Source organism: Curtobacterium sp. RIT-PI-V (genome assembly GCF_025642935.1).
Classification (GTDB): domain Bacteria; phylum Actinomycetota; class Actinomycetes; order Actinomycetales; family Microbacteriaceae; genus Curtobacterium.
Window position 1 is genome coordinate 44,940 of sequence record NZ_JANZKM010000001.1, and the last position, 15,571, is coordinate 60,510.

The following is a 15,571-nucleotide window of genomic DNA, read 5'->3' on the forward strand; positions in this document are numbered from 1 at the left end:
GCGCCACGCAAGCGCAAGCGCGCCGCGAAACGCACGCGCCGCGCTCACTCCGGCGGCGCTGGCACGATCTGCTCGAGCAACCGCAGCACCTTCTCGCCGTCGACCGCCTCGGGGTCGAGCAACCACTGCACCTGCAGCCCGTCGGACGCCGCGATGCTCAAGCTCGCGAGGTCGACCGGGTCCAGGTCTCCGCGGATCCGTCCCGCCGCCTGGTCCGCCTCGATCAGCGCGGCGAGGTCGGCCCGGAGCCGCGTGAACCGTTCCCGCATGAAGTCACGGGTCGCCGGGTGGCCCTCCTGCACGGCGTCGGCCGCGAGCGTCGTGTAGAGCTGCACCAGGCCCGGCACCGCACGGTTGCGCGAGGCACTGTCGCGCATGTCCCCGATCGCCGACTCCAACCGGTCGGGCGCCCCCTGCTCGCGCACCTCGTGCTCGCGGTAGACGGCGAGCAGCAGTTCATCGCGGTTGGGGAAGTAGTGGCGGAGCGCCGCGTGGGTGATCCCGAGGGCTTCGGCCACGGACCGCAACGACGATGCGTCGACGCCCTGTTCCGCGACCATGCGGATCATCTCGTCGAGGATCTGGGTCCGGCGCTCGGCTCCCTTGCGGTACCCGCCGCGTCGCGGCGGGGCCGCGTCGTCGTCGGCGGGGTGCGTCATGCACCCAACTTACCGCTGGAAGGTTTTAGCGCCACCCCTGGACTGGAGGCCCGTGGCGAGGCCGCACCGCGCCTCCCGCCCTCACGCGGTCGCGACGACTGCCCCGGGTCACGTCCGTCTGGTCGCGTCGGCCCCGGCCGTCGACCGCGATCGTGTCAGTCGTACTCGTCCACCGGCACGGGCAGCCCCTCGGTGAGGGCATCGCTGATCTTCGTCAGCGACTCCGCGAGGACGGCGTTGTCGGCGTCGGACAGGTGGTCGAGGACCCCGACGACGGCTTCGTGGAAGCGGGCGTACGAGGCATCGATCTTCTCGGCGGCGAGGTCGGTGGGTTCGAGGACCTGTGCCCGTCGGTCGGTGGGGTGCGCGGTGCGGACGAGGAGTTCCTTGTCGACGAGCGCGTCCACGAGCTTCGTGATCGAGGCGTTCGACACGGTGAGCATGACGGCGAGGTCCTTCGGGCCCATGGTGCGACCGTCGCGGTGCGCCTGGAGCATGTACCGGATCGCCAGCGACTCGTTCTTGCTCAACCCGCTCTCGATGCGGGCGGACTCGATCTGCTGCTCCTCGGCGTGCTGGAGGCGCAGCAGCGCGTCGACGGCGGTCTTCGCGGCCTCGGATCGGGGTTCGCGGGTGTAGAGGTGGGCGTGCTCTCGACGGACGACGGTCAACGGCATGCGATCATGCGCTCCTTGCTGCTCGCTACGCGGCGGGGACGGTGAAGAAGTCGGCGTACGCCGGCTCGGCGCGCCCGGCGAGGAGCGACGGGTCCTCGATGCGGCGCTCGACGTAGGCGTCGATCACTGCCGGGTCGGTCAGACCGATGCGGGTGTGGCTGCCACCGATCCGTGCCGCCCGAGGCATCCCGGAGTACGTGCTGTGCATGTCTGATCCCGCCCTTCTGCGGCCGTTCGTCCCCTGCGGACGCTCGAACTCTTTCACGACGTGAACGTTTTCCGCAACGAACGGTTCGCAGAATGTACGTTTCGCGCGCGGAACCGATCGCTTCGCGCACCAGTGCGCGTCAGGGGCATGCGACTGAAGGCGCTCCGATACGCTGCACATCAGATGCCACTCTCGCCGAGGGGGTGCATCCGGGCAAAGTTGAAGCCCACCACCGCAGCCACGGTGGTGGGCTTCGATCAGCTCTCCGAGTGGAAAGCCAGGGAAACAAGTCTTCCCGAGCTGAGCGCTCGGGAGCAAGCGTACGCGGGCACGCTCTCGTACGCATCCCTGGCTCTCCGCTCGTTCGTGTCGGCCGGCTGACACCGAGAGGAGGACTCGATGTCGAAGGACAACGAGTCCGACCGCAGGCGTCAGGTTCCGTGGTTGGGGATCGCGAGTTTGCTCGTGACCGTGGCGCGGTTCTTGTACGACCTGGAACGGAAGGGCTAGGTGCTCGAGGCATCCCGCGGCGGCTTCACCGTCGCGGGATGCCTTCCGGCCCTTCAGACCATCGCTGCGGCCATGACCGCCACCGCGATCCCCATCGCGAGCGTCTCGACGACGGGAAGCGCCCGGGCCCGACGCCGGATGCCGTCCCGCACCATGTGGGCGGTGAGCCACAGGTAGCCGGTGGTCAGGCCACCGAGGACGACCTGCCACGTGACGGCGACCGCGCCGCCGTGTCCGTGCATGCCGACACCCGTCATGCCGGTCATGCCGGGGTCGTGCGCCATGCCGACGCCCAGCGCGCCCATCACCAGCAGACCGAGCGCCGCGTGCAGTCGCCCGAACCGGCCGTGCGCCGAGGCGCCCCGGATCCCCGGAGCCGACCCGGGCCTCCCGTCCGAACCGGACGCACCGGGTGCACCGGACGCACCGGGTGCACCGGACGCGCTCTGCACCCGGTGCACCGCCGCGACGACCACGGCGAGCAGCGCGAGCACCACGAACCAGAGCACCCCGGGCAGCACGCGTGGTCCGAATGCCCCGTCCACCATCGCGGCCACCATCACGACCGCTGCCACCACGTCGACCGCACGGCCGGGGCGCCATGCCCCGACCGTGCAGCAGGCCCCGGCGGACGCCGGCACGATCGCGGCGAGCCCGAGCAGGTCGGTCACGTCAGTGTCCGTGCCCGTGGTCGTGTGCGACGGCGTCGTGCGCCGCCTCGACGCCTCCGGACGCTCGGTGCGAGCAGTGCGACGCCGCGGTCGCCCCGATGGCCGCCGGCACGTTGAGCGCCGGGTTCCGCGGGAAGAACCCGTACGGCTTGAGCGTGAACTTGGCGTAGTCGACCGGCATGACGGGCCAGTCCTCGGGCCGCGGGAAGTGCGTCGGGCCGAAGGTGTGCCAGAGCACGATGTCCTCGCCGTCGAGCGGTCGGTCCCCCTCGACGTACCGGGCGACCCCGTCACCGCCGGGGTTCTGGTGCACGAAGTCGCCGGCAGCGAAGCGCTCCGCCGGGTCGTACTGCGTGACGTACAGGTGCTTGCGGGCGAACTCGGCGCGGGCGGCGACCGACGACGAGTCGTCGGCGAGCAGCACGGGGGCGTCCTGCGGGTACAGCACGTAACCGGTGGGGCGGTCGAGGTGGTTGCGCTCCTCGGTGTTCGAGACGAACCACGTGCGGGCCTTCGACGCGTCGGCGAGACGACCCGACGACGACTCCGACGCGATCCGGGTCACCGACTTCGTGAACGCGTTGCCGTGCTCGTTGCCCGGCCCGACCGGCACCCGCACGGCGTCGACCTCGTCCACCGCGTTCGACAGCCCGTCGACCATCATGTCCAGCCGCGCCGAGAACAGGTGCTGGTGGTACGGGGCACCGAGGCCGGGGGCCACCTCGGAGGCGTACGGGTAGTCGTCGCCGGACGCCGAGCGCCCCGGGTACGAGCTGGTGAAGAGCACGCCGGTGAGCTTCGCCTCGCACTCGATCGTGCCGTCCAGGTACAGGTACCAGTAGAAGCCGTAGTCGTAGTTGCCGACGGTGGTGAAGAACGAGATCACCAGGCGGCGGGACCGACGGACCTCCTGCGAGCCGGTGTAGATGTCGCCGTGCTTCCAGAGCGTGCCGAAGTCCTCCTCGTGCATGCAGATGCCGTTGCGGATGGTCTGCGGGTTGCCGAGCTCGTCTGCCAGCACGGCGTCGAAGTACTGGATCTCGCCGACGCAGTCGCAGCCGAGCTCGAGCGAGTTCGTGAACCGACCGAACAGGTACTCGCCGGTGTCGAAGTAGTTCTGCCAGAACCGCACCGGGGACGGGTCGCCGTAGGGCACGAGCATCTCGTCGATCGACGCCCGGTACACGATCGGACGCAGCCGCTCGCCGTCCTGCCACGAGAGCTGGCGGAGCACGAGTCCCTCGCGGGCGTCGAAGCCGACCTGGAACCGCCAGTTCGCCCACTCCACGAACTCGCCGTCGACGTGGAACGACGGCCCCTCCGGCTGGGTGATGACGATCGGTTTGAGGTCGAGCGGTTCGCACTGCATCGCCGGGTCGTCGAAGTTCCCCGAGGTGGTCGGCACGGGCATGTCCGCCACGTCCACGATCCGCGTGACGGCACGGTTCGCGGCGTCGACGTACGCCGACAATCCGTCGACGGGGTGCGCCCACACGTGGTCGGCCGGGTGGTCCTGCTTGAAGGCGAGCACACGCAGGATGCGCCGGCCCTGCTCCTCCGGGTAGTCGTAGTACCCGGCGGACAGCGGCACGCACTTGACCTCGTCGGCGGACAGGCCGCGCTTCGCCAGGGCGGCGACCCAGCGCTCGTCCGCGTTCGCGATCTCGCCGACGGCGTCGAACTCCTCGATCAGCACGGGCAGCTGGCCGCGGGACCCGTCGAGCACGTCGGTCCGCAGCACTGCGCCGGTGGTGATCGACACGACGCGGTCGGTGGAGCGACCGGTCGCCATGTCGAGCAGCATCACCCGGGCCGTGCGGTCCGGCAGGGGGCCGTCGCCGGCCTGCCACGCCAGGACCTCCTGCTTGTGCGGCTCCTCGAGGCCGACGTAGGCGAACCGGGTGGTGTCGGTCCAGTCCGGCTGCGCCGTGACGAGGTCGCGGACGGCGGTGAACTCGTCGGGCGTCAGGCTGCCGAGCGGGTGCGTGGTGGTGGTCACTGTGGTCGGGTCGGTGATCGTCATGTGCGTGGTGCTCCTTGCGCGTTGCGTCGTGCGTGGGGTCGGGTCGGTTCGGCCGGGAGGCGCGTGGTGCGCCCGGCGGGTCAGCTCTCGGTGGCGAGACGGTCGAGCATCTGCTCGTAGCGGCTCCGACTGCGGCGTCGCAGCACCACCGCCTGCACCACGCCGATGACGGGGACGACCACGACCAGGCCGGTGAGCACGATGCTCACGACGCCGAAGACGCTGGCGCCGGAGGCGTCGACGTCGCCGACGAGCGTCGGGAAGTTCACCCAGATCAGGACGGCGGCGGCGACGAGCCCGAGGAACCCGAGGACGGGCGCGACGACGGTGTTCCAGACCCGCCGGTCACCGGGGTTGCGGCGGAAGTACACGATGACGGCGAGGCTCGTCGCGGCCATCAGGATCGCGACGCCCAGGGTGGCGACGCCGGCGAACCAGCTGAACACCTGCAGCACCGGGTCGAGGCCGAGCACCGCGAACAGCACCATCAGCACGGCGGCGGTGACGGTCTGCACGAGGCTCGAGGTGTGCGGAGACGCGTGCTTCCGGTGCACGTCGCCGAGCCGGCCGGGCAGCAGCGACGCGTTCGCCATCGAGTGCTGGTACCGGGTGATCACGTTGTGGAACGACAGGACGCAGGCGAACATGCTCGTCAGCAGCAGCACGTTGAGCACGGCTTCCCCCGCGCTGCCGATGTACTGCGCGGCGGTGGTGAGGATGAGCGATCCGGGGTCCTTCGCGACCTCGGCGAGGATGCCGCCGGGGCCCCAGGCCATCACGAGCCCCCACGACGCGAGCGTGTAGAAGACGCCGATGCCGATCACGGCCGTGTACGTCGCACGCGGGATGGTCCGCTCCGGGTCCTTCGCCTCGTCGCGGAAGATCGCGGTGGCCTCGAACCCGATGAACGCGGCGATGGCGAACATCAGCCCGACGCCGGGCGACCCGGACATGATCTGCGTCGGCTCGAACGGTGCGAGGGACAGGCCGTCGGCCCCGCCGCGGAACACGATCGCCGCGACCAGGACGAGCACGATGCCGACCTCGCCGACGAGCATCACGCCGAGCACCTTGCTCGACAGGTCGATGTGCCGGTAGCCGAGCATCCCGACCAGCGCCACGACGACGAGCGACCAGACGTACCAGGGGATGTCCGGTCCGCCGAGGCCCGTGACGGTGACGCCGAGCAGGTACCCGATGTAGCCGTGCACGCTGACCTGGATGGTCGTGTACGTCAGGAGGGCCAGCGTGGCGGCTCCCGCGCCGGCCGGACGACCGAGCCCGTGTCCGACGAACGTGAAGAACGCACCGGGCCGCGGCACGTGCCGGGTCATCGCCGCCAGGCCCACCGAGAAGAGCAGCAGCACGACGGCCGACGCGGCGTACAGCGACGGGAACCCGACGCCGTTGCCGAGCAGCATGCCGAGCGGGGCGGCTCCACCGACGACGGTGAGCGGGGCGGCGGCCGCGACGACCATGAACACGATCGCGGTGACGCCGAGCGAGCCGCGCATGGTCCGCTGCGGCGCGGGTGCGGCTCCGAGTGACGCGGGGTCCTTCGTGATGCTGGACATCGTGGCCTTCCGGTTCGGGTGGGACGGGGTGGGTGGGGATCGCAGGTGGTGGTGCTGGGTGTGACCACGGTCCCGTGCCGCCGTTGCGGTGCCGTTCCACCGGCGTGAAGCCCTGTCGCCGCCGAATGGGACGCGCTCGTCGGAGGCGTCTCGTTTGCGTGAGACGCCGCCGAAACACCACCGAGACACGGCCGCAACGGCGCAGCTCTACGGTTGCCGCATGACCGCGCTCGACCGAGCCATCGCCGACCCGCCCCGGGTGCCCGGCGTCGGCACGCGCTCCCCCGTCGACGGGTTGTCGCGGCGGAGCATCGGCCCGGTCGACGTCCTCGCCCAGTCGGTGTCGGCCGTGGCACCGTCCGCCGCCGCGACGACGATCCCGGTCCTCGTCGCGACGGTCGCCGGCCAGGGGGCCACGTGGTCGCTGCTGGCTGCGATGGCGCTGTCGTTCCTGGTCGGGCGGACGGTGAACCAGTTCGTCCGACGCGTCGCCGGCACCGGGTCGCTCTACACCTACGTCTCGCTCGGGCTCGGCCCGGTCGCCGGGGTCGTCGCGGGCGCAGCACTCCTGCTCGGGTACGGCTTCATCGCGATGTTCTCGCTCACCGGCAGCGGCTACTACCTCGACTACCTGCTGTCCCGCTTCGTTCCGGCCGCCGGCGACGACGCCTTGGTCACGATCGTCGTCGTGCTGGTGATGGGCGCGGCCGTCTTCGCGGTGATCGCGCTCGGGGTCCGCTTGTCGACCCGGCTGACCCTGCTCGTGGAGTCGCTGTCGGTCGCGGTCATCGTGGTCCTGATCGTCGCACTGGTCGCGCGCCTGCACCCGGCAGACGCCTCCGCCGTCGCCCTCGGGCCGACGCAGCCGGCGTCGTTCGCGGTCGGCACCGCCCTCGCCGTGACCGCGTTCGTCGGGTTCGAGAGCGCGTCGGTGCTCGGTGTGGAGGCCCGGCGCCCGTTCCAGGCGATCCCCCGCGCGATCTCGTGGACCGTCCTGGTCGCCGGGGTGCTCTACGTGGTCAGCGCTGCGGCCCAGCAGATGGGGTTCGCCGCCGTGGGCGCCGACCTGGCGTCGAGCGCCTCACCCGTCAACGAGCTGGCGAACGCCTTCGGCATGCAGTGGATCGGGTGGGCGCTCGACCTCGGGATCGCGGCGTCGTTCGCGGCGTGCGCGATCGCCTCGACCACGGCGCTCGTGCGGGTCCTGTTCGCGATGGGCCGCGAAGGGGTCCTGCCCCGGGTGCTCGGTCGGGCGTCGCCTCGCTTCCGGACCCCGTTCGTGGCCGGCGCGGTCGCGTGCGGCGTGCTCACGGTGCTTCCGGTCCTCGGCCTGGCGAGCGGGATCCCGACGTGGACGCTGATGGAGGCCGAGCTCGTCGTCGCCGCCCTCGGGTACATCGCGGCGTACGCCCTGACGTGCTTCGCGGCCCCGGTGTTCCTGCGGCGCATCGGCGAGCTGACGGCGGGGGTCGCGGTCGTCGCCGTCACGACCGGGGTCCTGCTCACCGCCGTCCTGCTCACCTACCTCGGGGTCGAGGCCGCGTCGTCCCGCTGGCCGGCCGTCGCCCTCGCCGTCGGGACGGTCGCCGCGGTGGTGGTCGCGTTCCTGGTGGCCACGCGTCGGCGACCCTGGCGGCGGGGTCGGAGCCGCGCCGTGTACGACGTGCCGGTCGAGGCGGACCTGCTGGGGGCCTCCCGTCCGTCCGCCGGAACCGGCCACCAGGCGGAGGTGCGGTGAGCGAACCCGGACTCCGCGCACGGCAGCCGAAGGCGATCCAGAACGCCCTCGCGGTGCTGGAGGCCGCCGCGCACGCGGGACCGGGCGTCACCGCCCAGCAGATCTCGGAGGCCCTCGGGATGCCGCGGGCCACGACCTACCGGCTCATCACGCTGCTCGTCGAGGACGAGTACCTCGTCCGGTTGCCGGACCTGCGCGGCTTCGCCCTCGGCCACAAGGTCGCCGACCTGGCCGGGGTGTCGCCCGCTCCGGCACTCGCACCGCTGCCCCGGGCCGTGCGGTCGGTGCTCGCCGACGTCCGCTCCGCCGTCCGAGCGGGCGTGCACCTGGCGCGCTACGACGCCGCCGGTGTGCGCGACATCGACGTCGACCCGGACTTCCCGCTGCTCGACGAAGCCGCGCTGCGGGCGACACCCGGGTCGAGTGCGATGGGGCGGCTGCACGCCGAAGGCGGCCTCGGACCGGTGCACCAGGTCGGCGCGTTCACGGCGGGGTTCGGGTGCCTGGCGCTCCCGGTCCGCGGCGAGCGCGGCGAGCTCGTGGCGGGGCTGACCCTGTCGGCGCCTGCGGCCCGGGTGTCGTCGCCGGGCGATGCGCTCGTGCACCTGCGCCGGGCGGTGACGCGGCTCGAGCCGCTGCTCGGGTGACCGGCTCGCGGACAGCGGTGCGGTCCCGGCATAGCGTGGGCGCGTGGACCTCGAACTCAAGAACCGTGTCGCACTCGTCGTCGGAGGCAAGGGGTACATCGGTGCCGCAGTCGCCGACCGCCTCCAGGCCGAGGGGGCGACCGTCGTCGTCGCGTCCCGCACGGCCGAGGACTCCGACAGCGGCGTGTCGATCGACACCGCCTCGCAGGAGTCGGTGGACGCGGGCATCGCCACCGTCCTCGAGCGGCACGGGCGCATCGACGTGCTCGTCGTGACCGCTGCCCCGAGCGCGAGCACCCTCGACCCGGCCCGGAAGTCCGACCCGGAGCAGGTCCTCGACGCGATCGACGGCAAGGCCCTCGGGTTCCTCCGGGTCGCGAACGCCGTGCTCCCCGCCCAGCGCGAGGCCGGGTTCGGCCGGGTGGTCGTGGTGAGCGGGCAGAACGCCTACTTCTCCGGCAACATCACGGCGTCACTCCGGAACACGGCGGTGAGCGTCATCGCGAAGAACCTGGCCGACGACGTGGCGGGCACCGGGGTGACGGTGAACGTCGTCAACCCCGGGACCGTGACGGACACCCCGTCCGCCGAGGTCCGTCCAGGGGGCCCCGGCGACTCGACACCGCAGCAGATCGCGAACCTCATCGCGTTCCTGTCGTCGCCGCTCAACGCGGTGTCCGGCGAGTCCGTCTCGATCGCGCACCGCCAGCGGGGCTCCGTCGTGGTCTGATCCCGAGGACCGAGTGCTCGCCCTCGCTTCACCCGCAGGGACGATGCGCTTCGCCCCTGCGCCCGATGCCCCGGCGGCTCCGGGCCGCGAGTCTGGTGACATGGAGTCCTCGACGAAACACACGATCGCCACGCTGCTGCTCTGCGCCGCGATCGTCGCCACCACCGTCATCGCCCTCGCCGCCATGACCCCGGGCGCGTGACGTCGGTCCGCGCTGCCCGGCGTGGGCGGCATGCGATGATCGAGCCGTGACGGACCGGCGCACGTTCATCCGGCCGCTCGCCACCCGTTCGATCGTCGTCGACGTGGCGTGGGCGGTCCTGGCGGCGTTGGTCTTCCTGCTGCCGCTCGAGGTCGAGCTCGAGCACGCGAGCTTCTTCGCGGTGCTCGCCGCCGCCGGCGCGATCGCCCTCCGTCGGGTCTCCCCGTCGGCGGCGATGGTCATGGTGGTCGTCCTCGGGATCATCCAGGTCGGCGGCGGCGAGCGCCCGTCGCTCGTCGACCTCGCCATCTTCGTCGTCATCGGCACCGCGGCGGTCGTCGGGACCCGGACCGAGGTCATCCTCTCCGGGGTGCTCGCGCTCGTCGCGGGCGTCGGCGCGACGTTCTACCTCGCCGTCACCGGCTTCCGGTACCTGGTGCTGCTCAACGGCCCCCGCGACCAGGCGTTCCTCGCGATGGCCGCACCGGTCGCCGCCCTCCTCGGGGTGTGGGCGGGCGGGGTCGCCGTCCGGGCCTTCCGGTCGCGCGACCGCGAATCCGTCCGTCGAGCCGATGCCGAGGCTGCCGCGTCGCGCGCCGAGGCCGTCGCCACCGAGGCCGAGGCGACCGCCACCCGTGCCATCGACGTCGCGGAGTCCGAGCGCATCCGCGCGGACATCGCCCGTGACGTGCACGACGTCGTCGGCCACTCGCTCGCGGTGATCATCGCGCAGGCCGACTCGGTGCCGTTCCTGGCCGACGAGGCCCGCATCCGCGAGGTCAGCGCGACCATCGCCAGCACCGCCCGCAGCTCGCTGCTCGAGGTCCGGCAGGTCCTGGGGCACATCGACGGGTCCGGGGAGACGACCGATCCCGGCTCGCTCGAGGAGATCGTGCAGGGCATCCGCGACGCCGGAGTCGACGTCGACCGCACGGTGCGGGGCGTCCCGGTCCCGCTCCGCCCGGACACCGGCACGGCAGCACGGCGCGTGCTGCAGGAGATGCTGACGAACGCGCTCCGGCACGGTGCACCGGGGCTGCCCGTCGTGGTCCGTGAGACCTGGCGGAGCGCCGACGTCGTACTCGAGGTCGAGAACGTCGTCGGTGACCGTACCACCGGTGGCTCCGGGCGGGGGATCGACGGCATGCACACCCGCCTCACCGCACTCGGCGGGTCGTTCGACGCCGCCGCGCTGGACGACGTGTTCGCCGCACGCGCCCGCATCCCGTTCGACGTCCAAGGGCGACCCGTCCGATGACCGAACCGATCAAGATCCTGCTCACCGACGACCAGGCGCTGTTCCGCGCCGGTCTGCGCGTGGTGCTCGACGCCCAGGACGACATGCAGGTGGTGGGCGAGGCCGCGGACGGCGCCGAGGCCCTCGCCCGCATCCGGGAACTCCGACCCGACGTGATGCTGCTCGACATGCGCATGGCCGGCATGGACGGCGTCGAGACCGTCCGCCAGCTGTTCTCCGGCGCCGTCGAGGGCCCGCTCCCCCGTGTCGTCGTGCTCACCACGTTCGGCCTCGACCCCGCCGCCGCGACCGCGATCCGGCTCGGTGCGAGCGGGTTCCTGCTCAAGGACGCCACCCCGACGTTCCTGTTCGCGGCGGTCCGGGCGGTCCACGAGGGCAGTTCCGTCATCGCGCCGAACGACCTCGCGCAGCTGTTCGGGGCCGACGTCGCGAGGGCACCGGCGCCGCAGCCACCCGAGTTCCAGGCGCTGACCGAGCGGGAGCGGGTGGTGTTCGGCTGGGCGTCGCGCGGGCTCTCGAACGCCGAGATCGCGACGAAGGAGTACGTCACCGAGTCGACCGTGAAGACCCAGATCTCGAGCATCCTCGGCAAGCTCTCGCTCCGTGACCGCGTGCAGCTCGTGGTCTACGCGCACGACCACGGGCTGGCGGGCACCCGCGACGGGTCCTAGCCCGCGGCGACCTCGTCGAGGATCGCCTCGACCGCAGCCGGGTCGTGCGCGAACCGACCGAGGAACAGGCCGCCGATCCGCCCTTGCCCACGGGTGAGCAGACCGGGTCCGGCGCTGCCCCCGTACAGCACGGTGCTCCCGCGCAGCTCGGGTCGCGTGGCGAGGTACTGCTCGATCCCCCCGAGCACCGCCACGATGTGGTCGTCCGGCGCCGGCGCGGGCGCACCGATCGCCCACACCGGCTCGTAGGCGACGGTCAGCGCCCCGGCCAGACCGTCCGCGACGGCCGTCGAGACACCACGGTCGAGCTGCGCGGTCACCTCCGCCACCGCTTCCGCTGCACCCGACCTGGGCCCACGCGAGCCGGTTCCGGCACGCTGCGGAGCTTGCGGAGCGGCGTGACGGCCGAGCTCGTGGGGAGAGGCCCGGGTCGTGTCCCCGACGCAGAGGAGCGGACGCAGGTGGTTGCGGAAGGCCGCGTGCACCTTCGCGGTGACGGTCGCGTCGTCCTCGTGGAACAGGGAGCGTCGTTCCGCGTGCCCGATCTCGACCAGGTCGACCCCGATCTCCCGCAGTTCGGCGCCCGAGACCTCGCCGGTGAACGCGCCTTCGTCGGCCCACGACAGGTCCTGCGCGGCGAGGAGCACCCCCGACCCGGCCAGCACGTCGCGCACGGGGACGAGCGCCGGGAACGTCGGCGCCACGAACAGCGTTGCCGCTCCCGACCGCGTCGCGGGGTGCCGCCGGGCGATCTCGGCGACGGCCGCCGCCCACTCCAGGGTCCGAGCATGCGAGAAGTACGTCTTCAGCGACACCCCGATGGTGATCACGGTGCGAGGGTCTCCACGATGAGCGCGAACGACACCGCTCCGGGGTCCGGTGTGCCGACGGCCTGCTCGGCGTGGGTGCGTGCGCGGCCCATCTTCGGCACGAGCGACGCGGTGGCGTCGGCGGCCTCGCGGGCGGCGCTGACGGCGTCGGCCCAGGCGTCCGCGAGCGACGCCCCCGCGTCGACCCGGGTGCGGAGCACCTCGTCGAACGGCACGAGCGCGTCGACCATGGTCTTGTCGCCGACGGTCGCGCCGAACGCGAGGACGGCGTCGGTGGCGGCGTGCACCGCGCGCTGGACCGTGGCGGCTGTCGGACGCTCCTCGTCCCCGAGGACGCGACCCAGTGCCTCCAGGGCGGCTCCCCAGATCGCACCGGACGTTCCACCGGCCTTGTCGGACCACGCGTCTGCAGCGATCCGCAGGACGGAACCCACACCTGCTCGGGCGGTTACTGCGTCCGTGGCTGCGGCCTCTGCGGCGTGCGCGCCGCGCTGCATGCCGATGCCGTGGTCGCCGTCACCCGCGACGGCGTCGATCCGGCCGAGCTCGTCGGCGTGCTCGTCGAGGAGCGCGCGAACGGCGGCGAAGCCGGCCGCAGCCTGCTCGCCGACCGCGCGCGAGTCGTCGCTCGCCGCGCCGATGGCGACACCCTCGACGTCCGCTTCCACGGTGGAGGGGTCGACGCGTTCCTGCGGGACGGCGCCGCCCTTGCGGTACGCGGGGGTGTCCGCGGGCGCTGCCCAGAGTTCCTCGAGTTCGGCGTCGAGCCAGAACAGGGTGAGCGAGACGCCGGCCATGTCGAAGCTCGTGACGAGTTCGCCGACCTCGGGCTCGACGATGACGACCCCTGCGTCGGCGAGCCGCTGCTGCACCGAGCGGTAGACGACGAAGAGCTCCTCGTACTTGACGCTGCCCAGCCCGTTCAGGATCGGGACGACGCGCGCACCGTCGGGTGTCATGCCGTCGGGCAGTTCGTCGAGCAGACGGGACACCAGCAGTTCGGCCAGGCCGTGCGCGGTGGGGACGTCCGTCTCGCTGATCCCCCGTTCGCCGTGGATGCCCATGCCGATGGCCATCCGCCCCTCGGGCACCGTGAACAGGGGTTCGTCGGCGCCGGGCAGCGAGCACCCGGAGAACGCGACGCCGAACGACCGGGTGCGGTCGTTGGCGCGCTCGGCGACGGCCGTGACCTCGTCGAGGCTGCGGCCCTGCTCGGCGGCGGCACCGGCGACCTTGAAGACGCAGAGGTCACCCGCGATGCCACGCCGTTCCTGGGCGCGGTCCGCGGGCGCACTCACCACGTCGTCGGTGACCCGGACCGTGCGGACCGGGATGCCGTCGGCCTCGAGCGTGCGGGCCGCGGCGTCGAAGTTCAGGACGTCACCGGCGTAGTTGCCGTAGCTCAGCAGCACCCCGCCACCGTGCTCGGCGGCCCGCGCGACACCGGCCACCTGCTGGGCGCTGGGACTGGCGAACAGGTTGCCCATCGCGGCACCGGCGGCCAGGCCGGGTCCGACGAGTCCACCGAACGCCGGGTAGTGGCCCGAGCCGCCGCCGATCACGACGGCGACCGTGCCGTCGGGGCTGGTGGTGGCGCGGGCGACTCCGCCGTGCACCTTCCGCACCCATCGCTCGTTCGCGGCGACGAAGCCGTCGGTCGCCTCGTCAGCGAAGTCCGCCGGGTCGTTGAACAGTCTGGTCACGCGTTCGTCTCCTTCGACGTCGTGGTGCGGACATGCGAGGTGTCGAGGAGATCATCCGCCTTCGACCCCCGGAAGAACTTCGTGCAGGAGATCATCACGGCCGCGACGAACGCCAGGACCCCGAGCGAGACGATCCCGAACGCACCGCTGTCGGTCGGCACCACCTCGTTGATCGCCGTGCGCATGATCGGGGCGACGAACCCGCCGAGGTTGCCGAGCGAGTTGATGAGGCCGATGCCCGCGGCCGCGGCGGCTCCGGTGAGGAACGCCGTCGGGTACGCCCACGTGATCGGGCCGACGGCCAGGAAGCTCGCGACCGCCAGCGTGATGAACACGATGCCCAGGATCGGTTGCCCGTTCGCACCGGCCCAGGCCGACCCGAGGATCGAGAGTCCGGTCGTGATGTAGAACATGGTCCCCCAGCGACGGCGGCGACCGACGGAGTCCGCCTTCGAGCCGACCAGGTAGCAGGCGACGAGTCCGACGAGCCACGGGATCGCGGACACCAGGCCGACCTGCCAGCCGACGTCCTGCCCGAGCAGTGAGGACACCTGCTGCGGCAGGTAGAACGTCGTGCCGTACACGGCGACCTGCAGGCAGAAGTAGATGATCGTGAAGTACCAGACCCGGCCGCTCGCCATGGCCTTCCAGATGCCCGTCGGACCGTCCGCGCTGCGGGCGGTGTCCTCGCGCTCCATGGCCGCCGTGAGCGACTGCTTCTCGCCCGGCTCGAGCCACTTCGCCTGCTGCGGACTGTTCGTCAGGAACACCAGGGCCGCGATACCGGCGAGCACCGCGAGGATCCCCTCACCGAAGAACATGACCTGCCAGCCGTGGAAGGGGGTCGCCTGGTCGCCGAAGCTCAGCAGTCCGCCGGACAGCGGGGCGCCGATCATCTGCGAGAACGGCTGCGCCAGGTAGAAGATCGCGAACATCCGCACGCGCACCTTGTTCGGGAACCACTCCGACAGGTACATGATCACGCCCGGGAACAGCCCCGCCTCGGTCACCCCGAGGATGAAGCGGAGGACGATGAACATGGTGTCGTTCGTCGTGAAGGCGAACAGCGCGGCGACGATGCCCCACGTGACCGCGATGCGGGCGAGCCAGAACCGGGCACCGAAGCGCTTGAGCAGCAGGTTCGACGGGATCTCGAAGATCGCGTAGCCGATGAAGAAGATGCCGGCGCCGAGCGCGAACGCCGCGTCGGAGATGCCGCGGTCGACGCTCAGGGCCTCTTCGGCGAACCCGACGTTGGTGCGGTCGAGGAACGCGACGAAGTACAGGATGACGAGCATCGGCATGAGGTGCTTCGTCGCCTTGCCGATGGCGGACTTGAGGCCGGGGTCGTTCGTCGACCCGAGCGCGGGGGCAGGGGGAAGTGACACGGGTTCGCTCCTTTGCGAGCACGGTGCGGTCGTTCTGGCGTCCGGCGGTCGGTTCGGTCGTCCGGACGGGAGGCACGGATCG

At 71.9% G+C, this 15,571-nt stretch carries 14 protein-coding genes; 5 read left to right on the forward strand and 9 right to left on the reverse strand.

All coding sequences use genetic code 11. From position 1 onward, the window contains the following. Positions 1 to 44 precede the first annotated feature (44 nt). The 6 genes from OGL88_RS00245 to OGL88_RS00270 all read right to left on the reverse strand — a co-directional run bounded on the left by OGL88_RS00245 (position 45) and on the right by OGL88_RS00270 (position 6,322). Positions 45 to 659 (reverse strand): TetR/AcrR family transcriptional regulator, encoded by a 615-nt coding sequence (locus tag OGL88_RS00245; protein WP_263055121.1) that lies wholly within the window; start codon positions 657 to 659, stop codon positions 45 to 47. 155 nt (positions 660 to 814) lie between these two features. Then, complete coding sequence (locus OGL88_RS00250; RefSeq protein ID WP_263055122.1) at positions 815 to 1,336, reverse strand: MarR family winged helix-turn-helix transcriptional regulator; 522 nt, start codon at positions 1,334 to 1,336, stop codon at positions 815 to 817. A gap of 25 nt (positions 1,337 to 1,361) precedes the next feature. Then, the gene (locus OGL88_RS00255) at positions 1,362 to 1,544 is read right to left on the reverse strand and encodes a hypothetical protein (RefSeq protein ID WP_123292879.1); all 183 of its coding nucleotides are present in this window, start codon (positions 1,542 to 1,544) and stop codon (positions 1,362 to 1,364) included. A 563-nt stretch (positions 1,545 to 2,107) separates the two neighbouring features. Then, complete coding sequence (locus OGL88_RS00260; protein WP_263055123.1) at positions 2,108 to 2,725, reverse strand: hypothetical protein; 618 nt, start codon at positions 2,723 to 2,725, stop codon at positions 2,108 to 2,110. Position 2,726: 1 nt separating this feature from the next. Next, entirely contained in the window at positions 2,727 to 4,748 is a 2,022-nt protein-coding gene (locus tag OGL88_RS00265) for a primary-amine oxidase (RefSeq protein WP_263055124.1), read from the reverse strand. 80 nt (positions 4,749 to 4,828) lie between these two features. Then, positions 4,829 to 6,322 carry an APC family permease gene (locus tag OGL88_RS00270; protein ID WP_263089310.1) on the reverse strand — a complete coding sequence of 498 codons (1,494 nt, stop codon included), beginning with the start codon at positions 6,320 to 6,322 and terminating at the stop codon, positions 4,829 to 4,831. Between the two features lie 220 nt (positions 6,323 to 6,542). Between OGL88_RS00270 and OGL88_RS00275 the strand changes: the two genes are divergently transcribed. The 5 genes from OGL88_RS00275 (at position 6,543) to OGL88_RS00295 (ending at position 11,568) form a co-directional block, all read left to right on the forward strand. After that, entirely contained in the window at positions 6,543 to 8,060 is a 1,518-nt protein-coding gene (locus OGL88_RS00275) for an APC family permease (protein WP_123292883.1), read from the forward strand. Next, the gene (locus OGL88_RS00280; protein WP_235035995.1) at positions 8,057 to 8,707 is read left to right on the forward strand and encodes a helix-turn-helix domain-containing protein; all 651 of its coding nucleotides are present in this window, start codon (positions 8,057 to 8,059) and stop codon (positions 8,705 to 8,707) included. The genes OGL88_RS00275 and OGL88_RS00280 overlap by 4 nt, the downstream gene beginning before the upstream one ends. A gap of 43 nt (positions 8,708 to 8,750) precedes the next feature. After that, positions 8,751 to 9,437 (forward strand): SDR family NAD(P)-dependent oxidoreductase, encoded by a 687-nt coding sequence (locus OGL88_RS00285; RefSeq protein ID WP_263054902.1) that lies wholly within the window; start codon positions 8,751 to 8,753, stop codon positions 9,435 to 9,437. A 248-nt stretch (positions 9,438 to 9,685) separates the two neighbouring features. Then, on the forward strand, positions 9,686 to 10,897 hold the full coding sequence (locus OGL88_RS17945) for a sensor histidine kinase (RefSeq protein ID WP_263054903.1): 1,212 nt from the start codon (positions 9,686 to 9,688) through the stop codon (positions 10,895 to 10,897). Beyond that, on the forward strand, positions 10,894 to 11,568 hold the full coding sequence (locus tag OGL88_RS00295) for a response regulator (RefSeq protein WP_263054904.1): 675 nt from the start codon (positions 10,894 to 10,896) through the stop codon (positions 11,566 to 11,568). The genes OGL88_RS17945 and OGL88_RS00295 overlap by 4 nt, the downstream gene beginning before the upstream one ends. Here the strand turns inward: OGL88_RS00295 and OGL88_RS00300 are convergent. Genes OGL88_RS00300 through OGL88_RS00310 form a run of 3 tightly spaced genes read right to left on the reverse strand, consistent with a single transcriptional unit; the run spans position 11,565 to position 15,489 of the window. Further along, positions 11,565 to 12,398 (reverse strand): triose-phosphate isomerase family protein, encoded by an 834-nt coding sequence (locus OGL88_RS00300; protein ID WP_263054905.1) that lies wholly within the window; start codon positions 12,396 to 12,398, stop codon positions 11,565 to 11,567. The two genes, OGL88_RS00295 and OGL88_RS00300, sit on opposite strands and share 4 nt — an antisense overlap. After that, positions 12,395 to 14,101: a dihydroxyacetone kinase family protein gene (locus tag OGL88_RS00305; protein ID WP_263054906.1), complete on the reverse strand. Its 1,707-nt coding sequence runs from the start codon at positions 14,099 to 14,101 to the stop codon at positions 12,395 to 12,397. The genes OGL88_RS00300 and OGL88_RS00305 overlap by 4 nt, the downstream gene beginning before the upstream one ends. After that, positions 14,098 to 15,489 (reverse strand): MFS transporter, encoded by a 1,392-nt coding sequence (locus tag OGL88_RS00310; protein WP_263054907.1) that lies wholly within the window; start codon positions 15,487 to 15,489, stop codon positions 14,098 to 14,100. Before OGL88_RS00310 ends, OGL88_RS00305 begins: the two co-directional genes overlap by 4 nt. Positions 15,490 to 15,571: the final 82 nt, after the last annotated feature.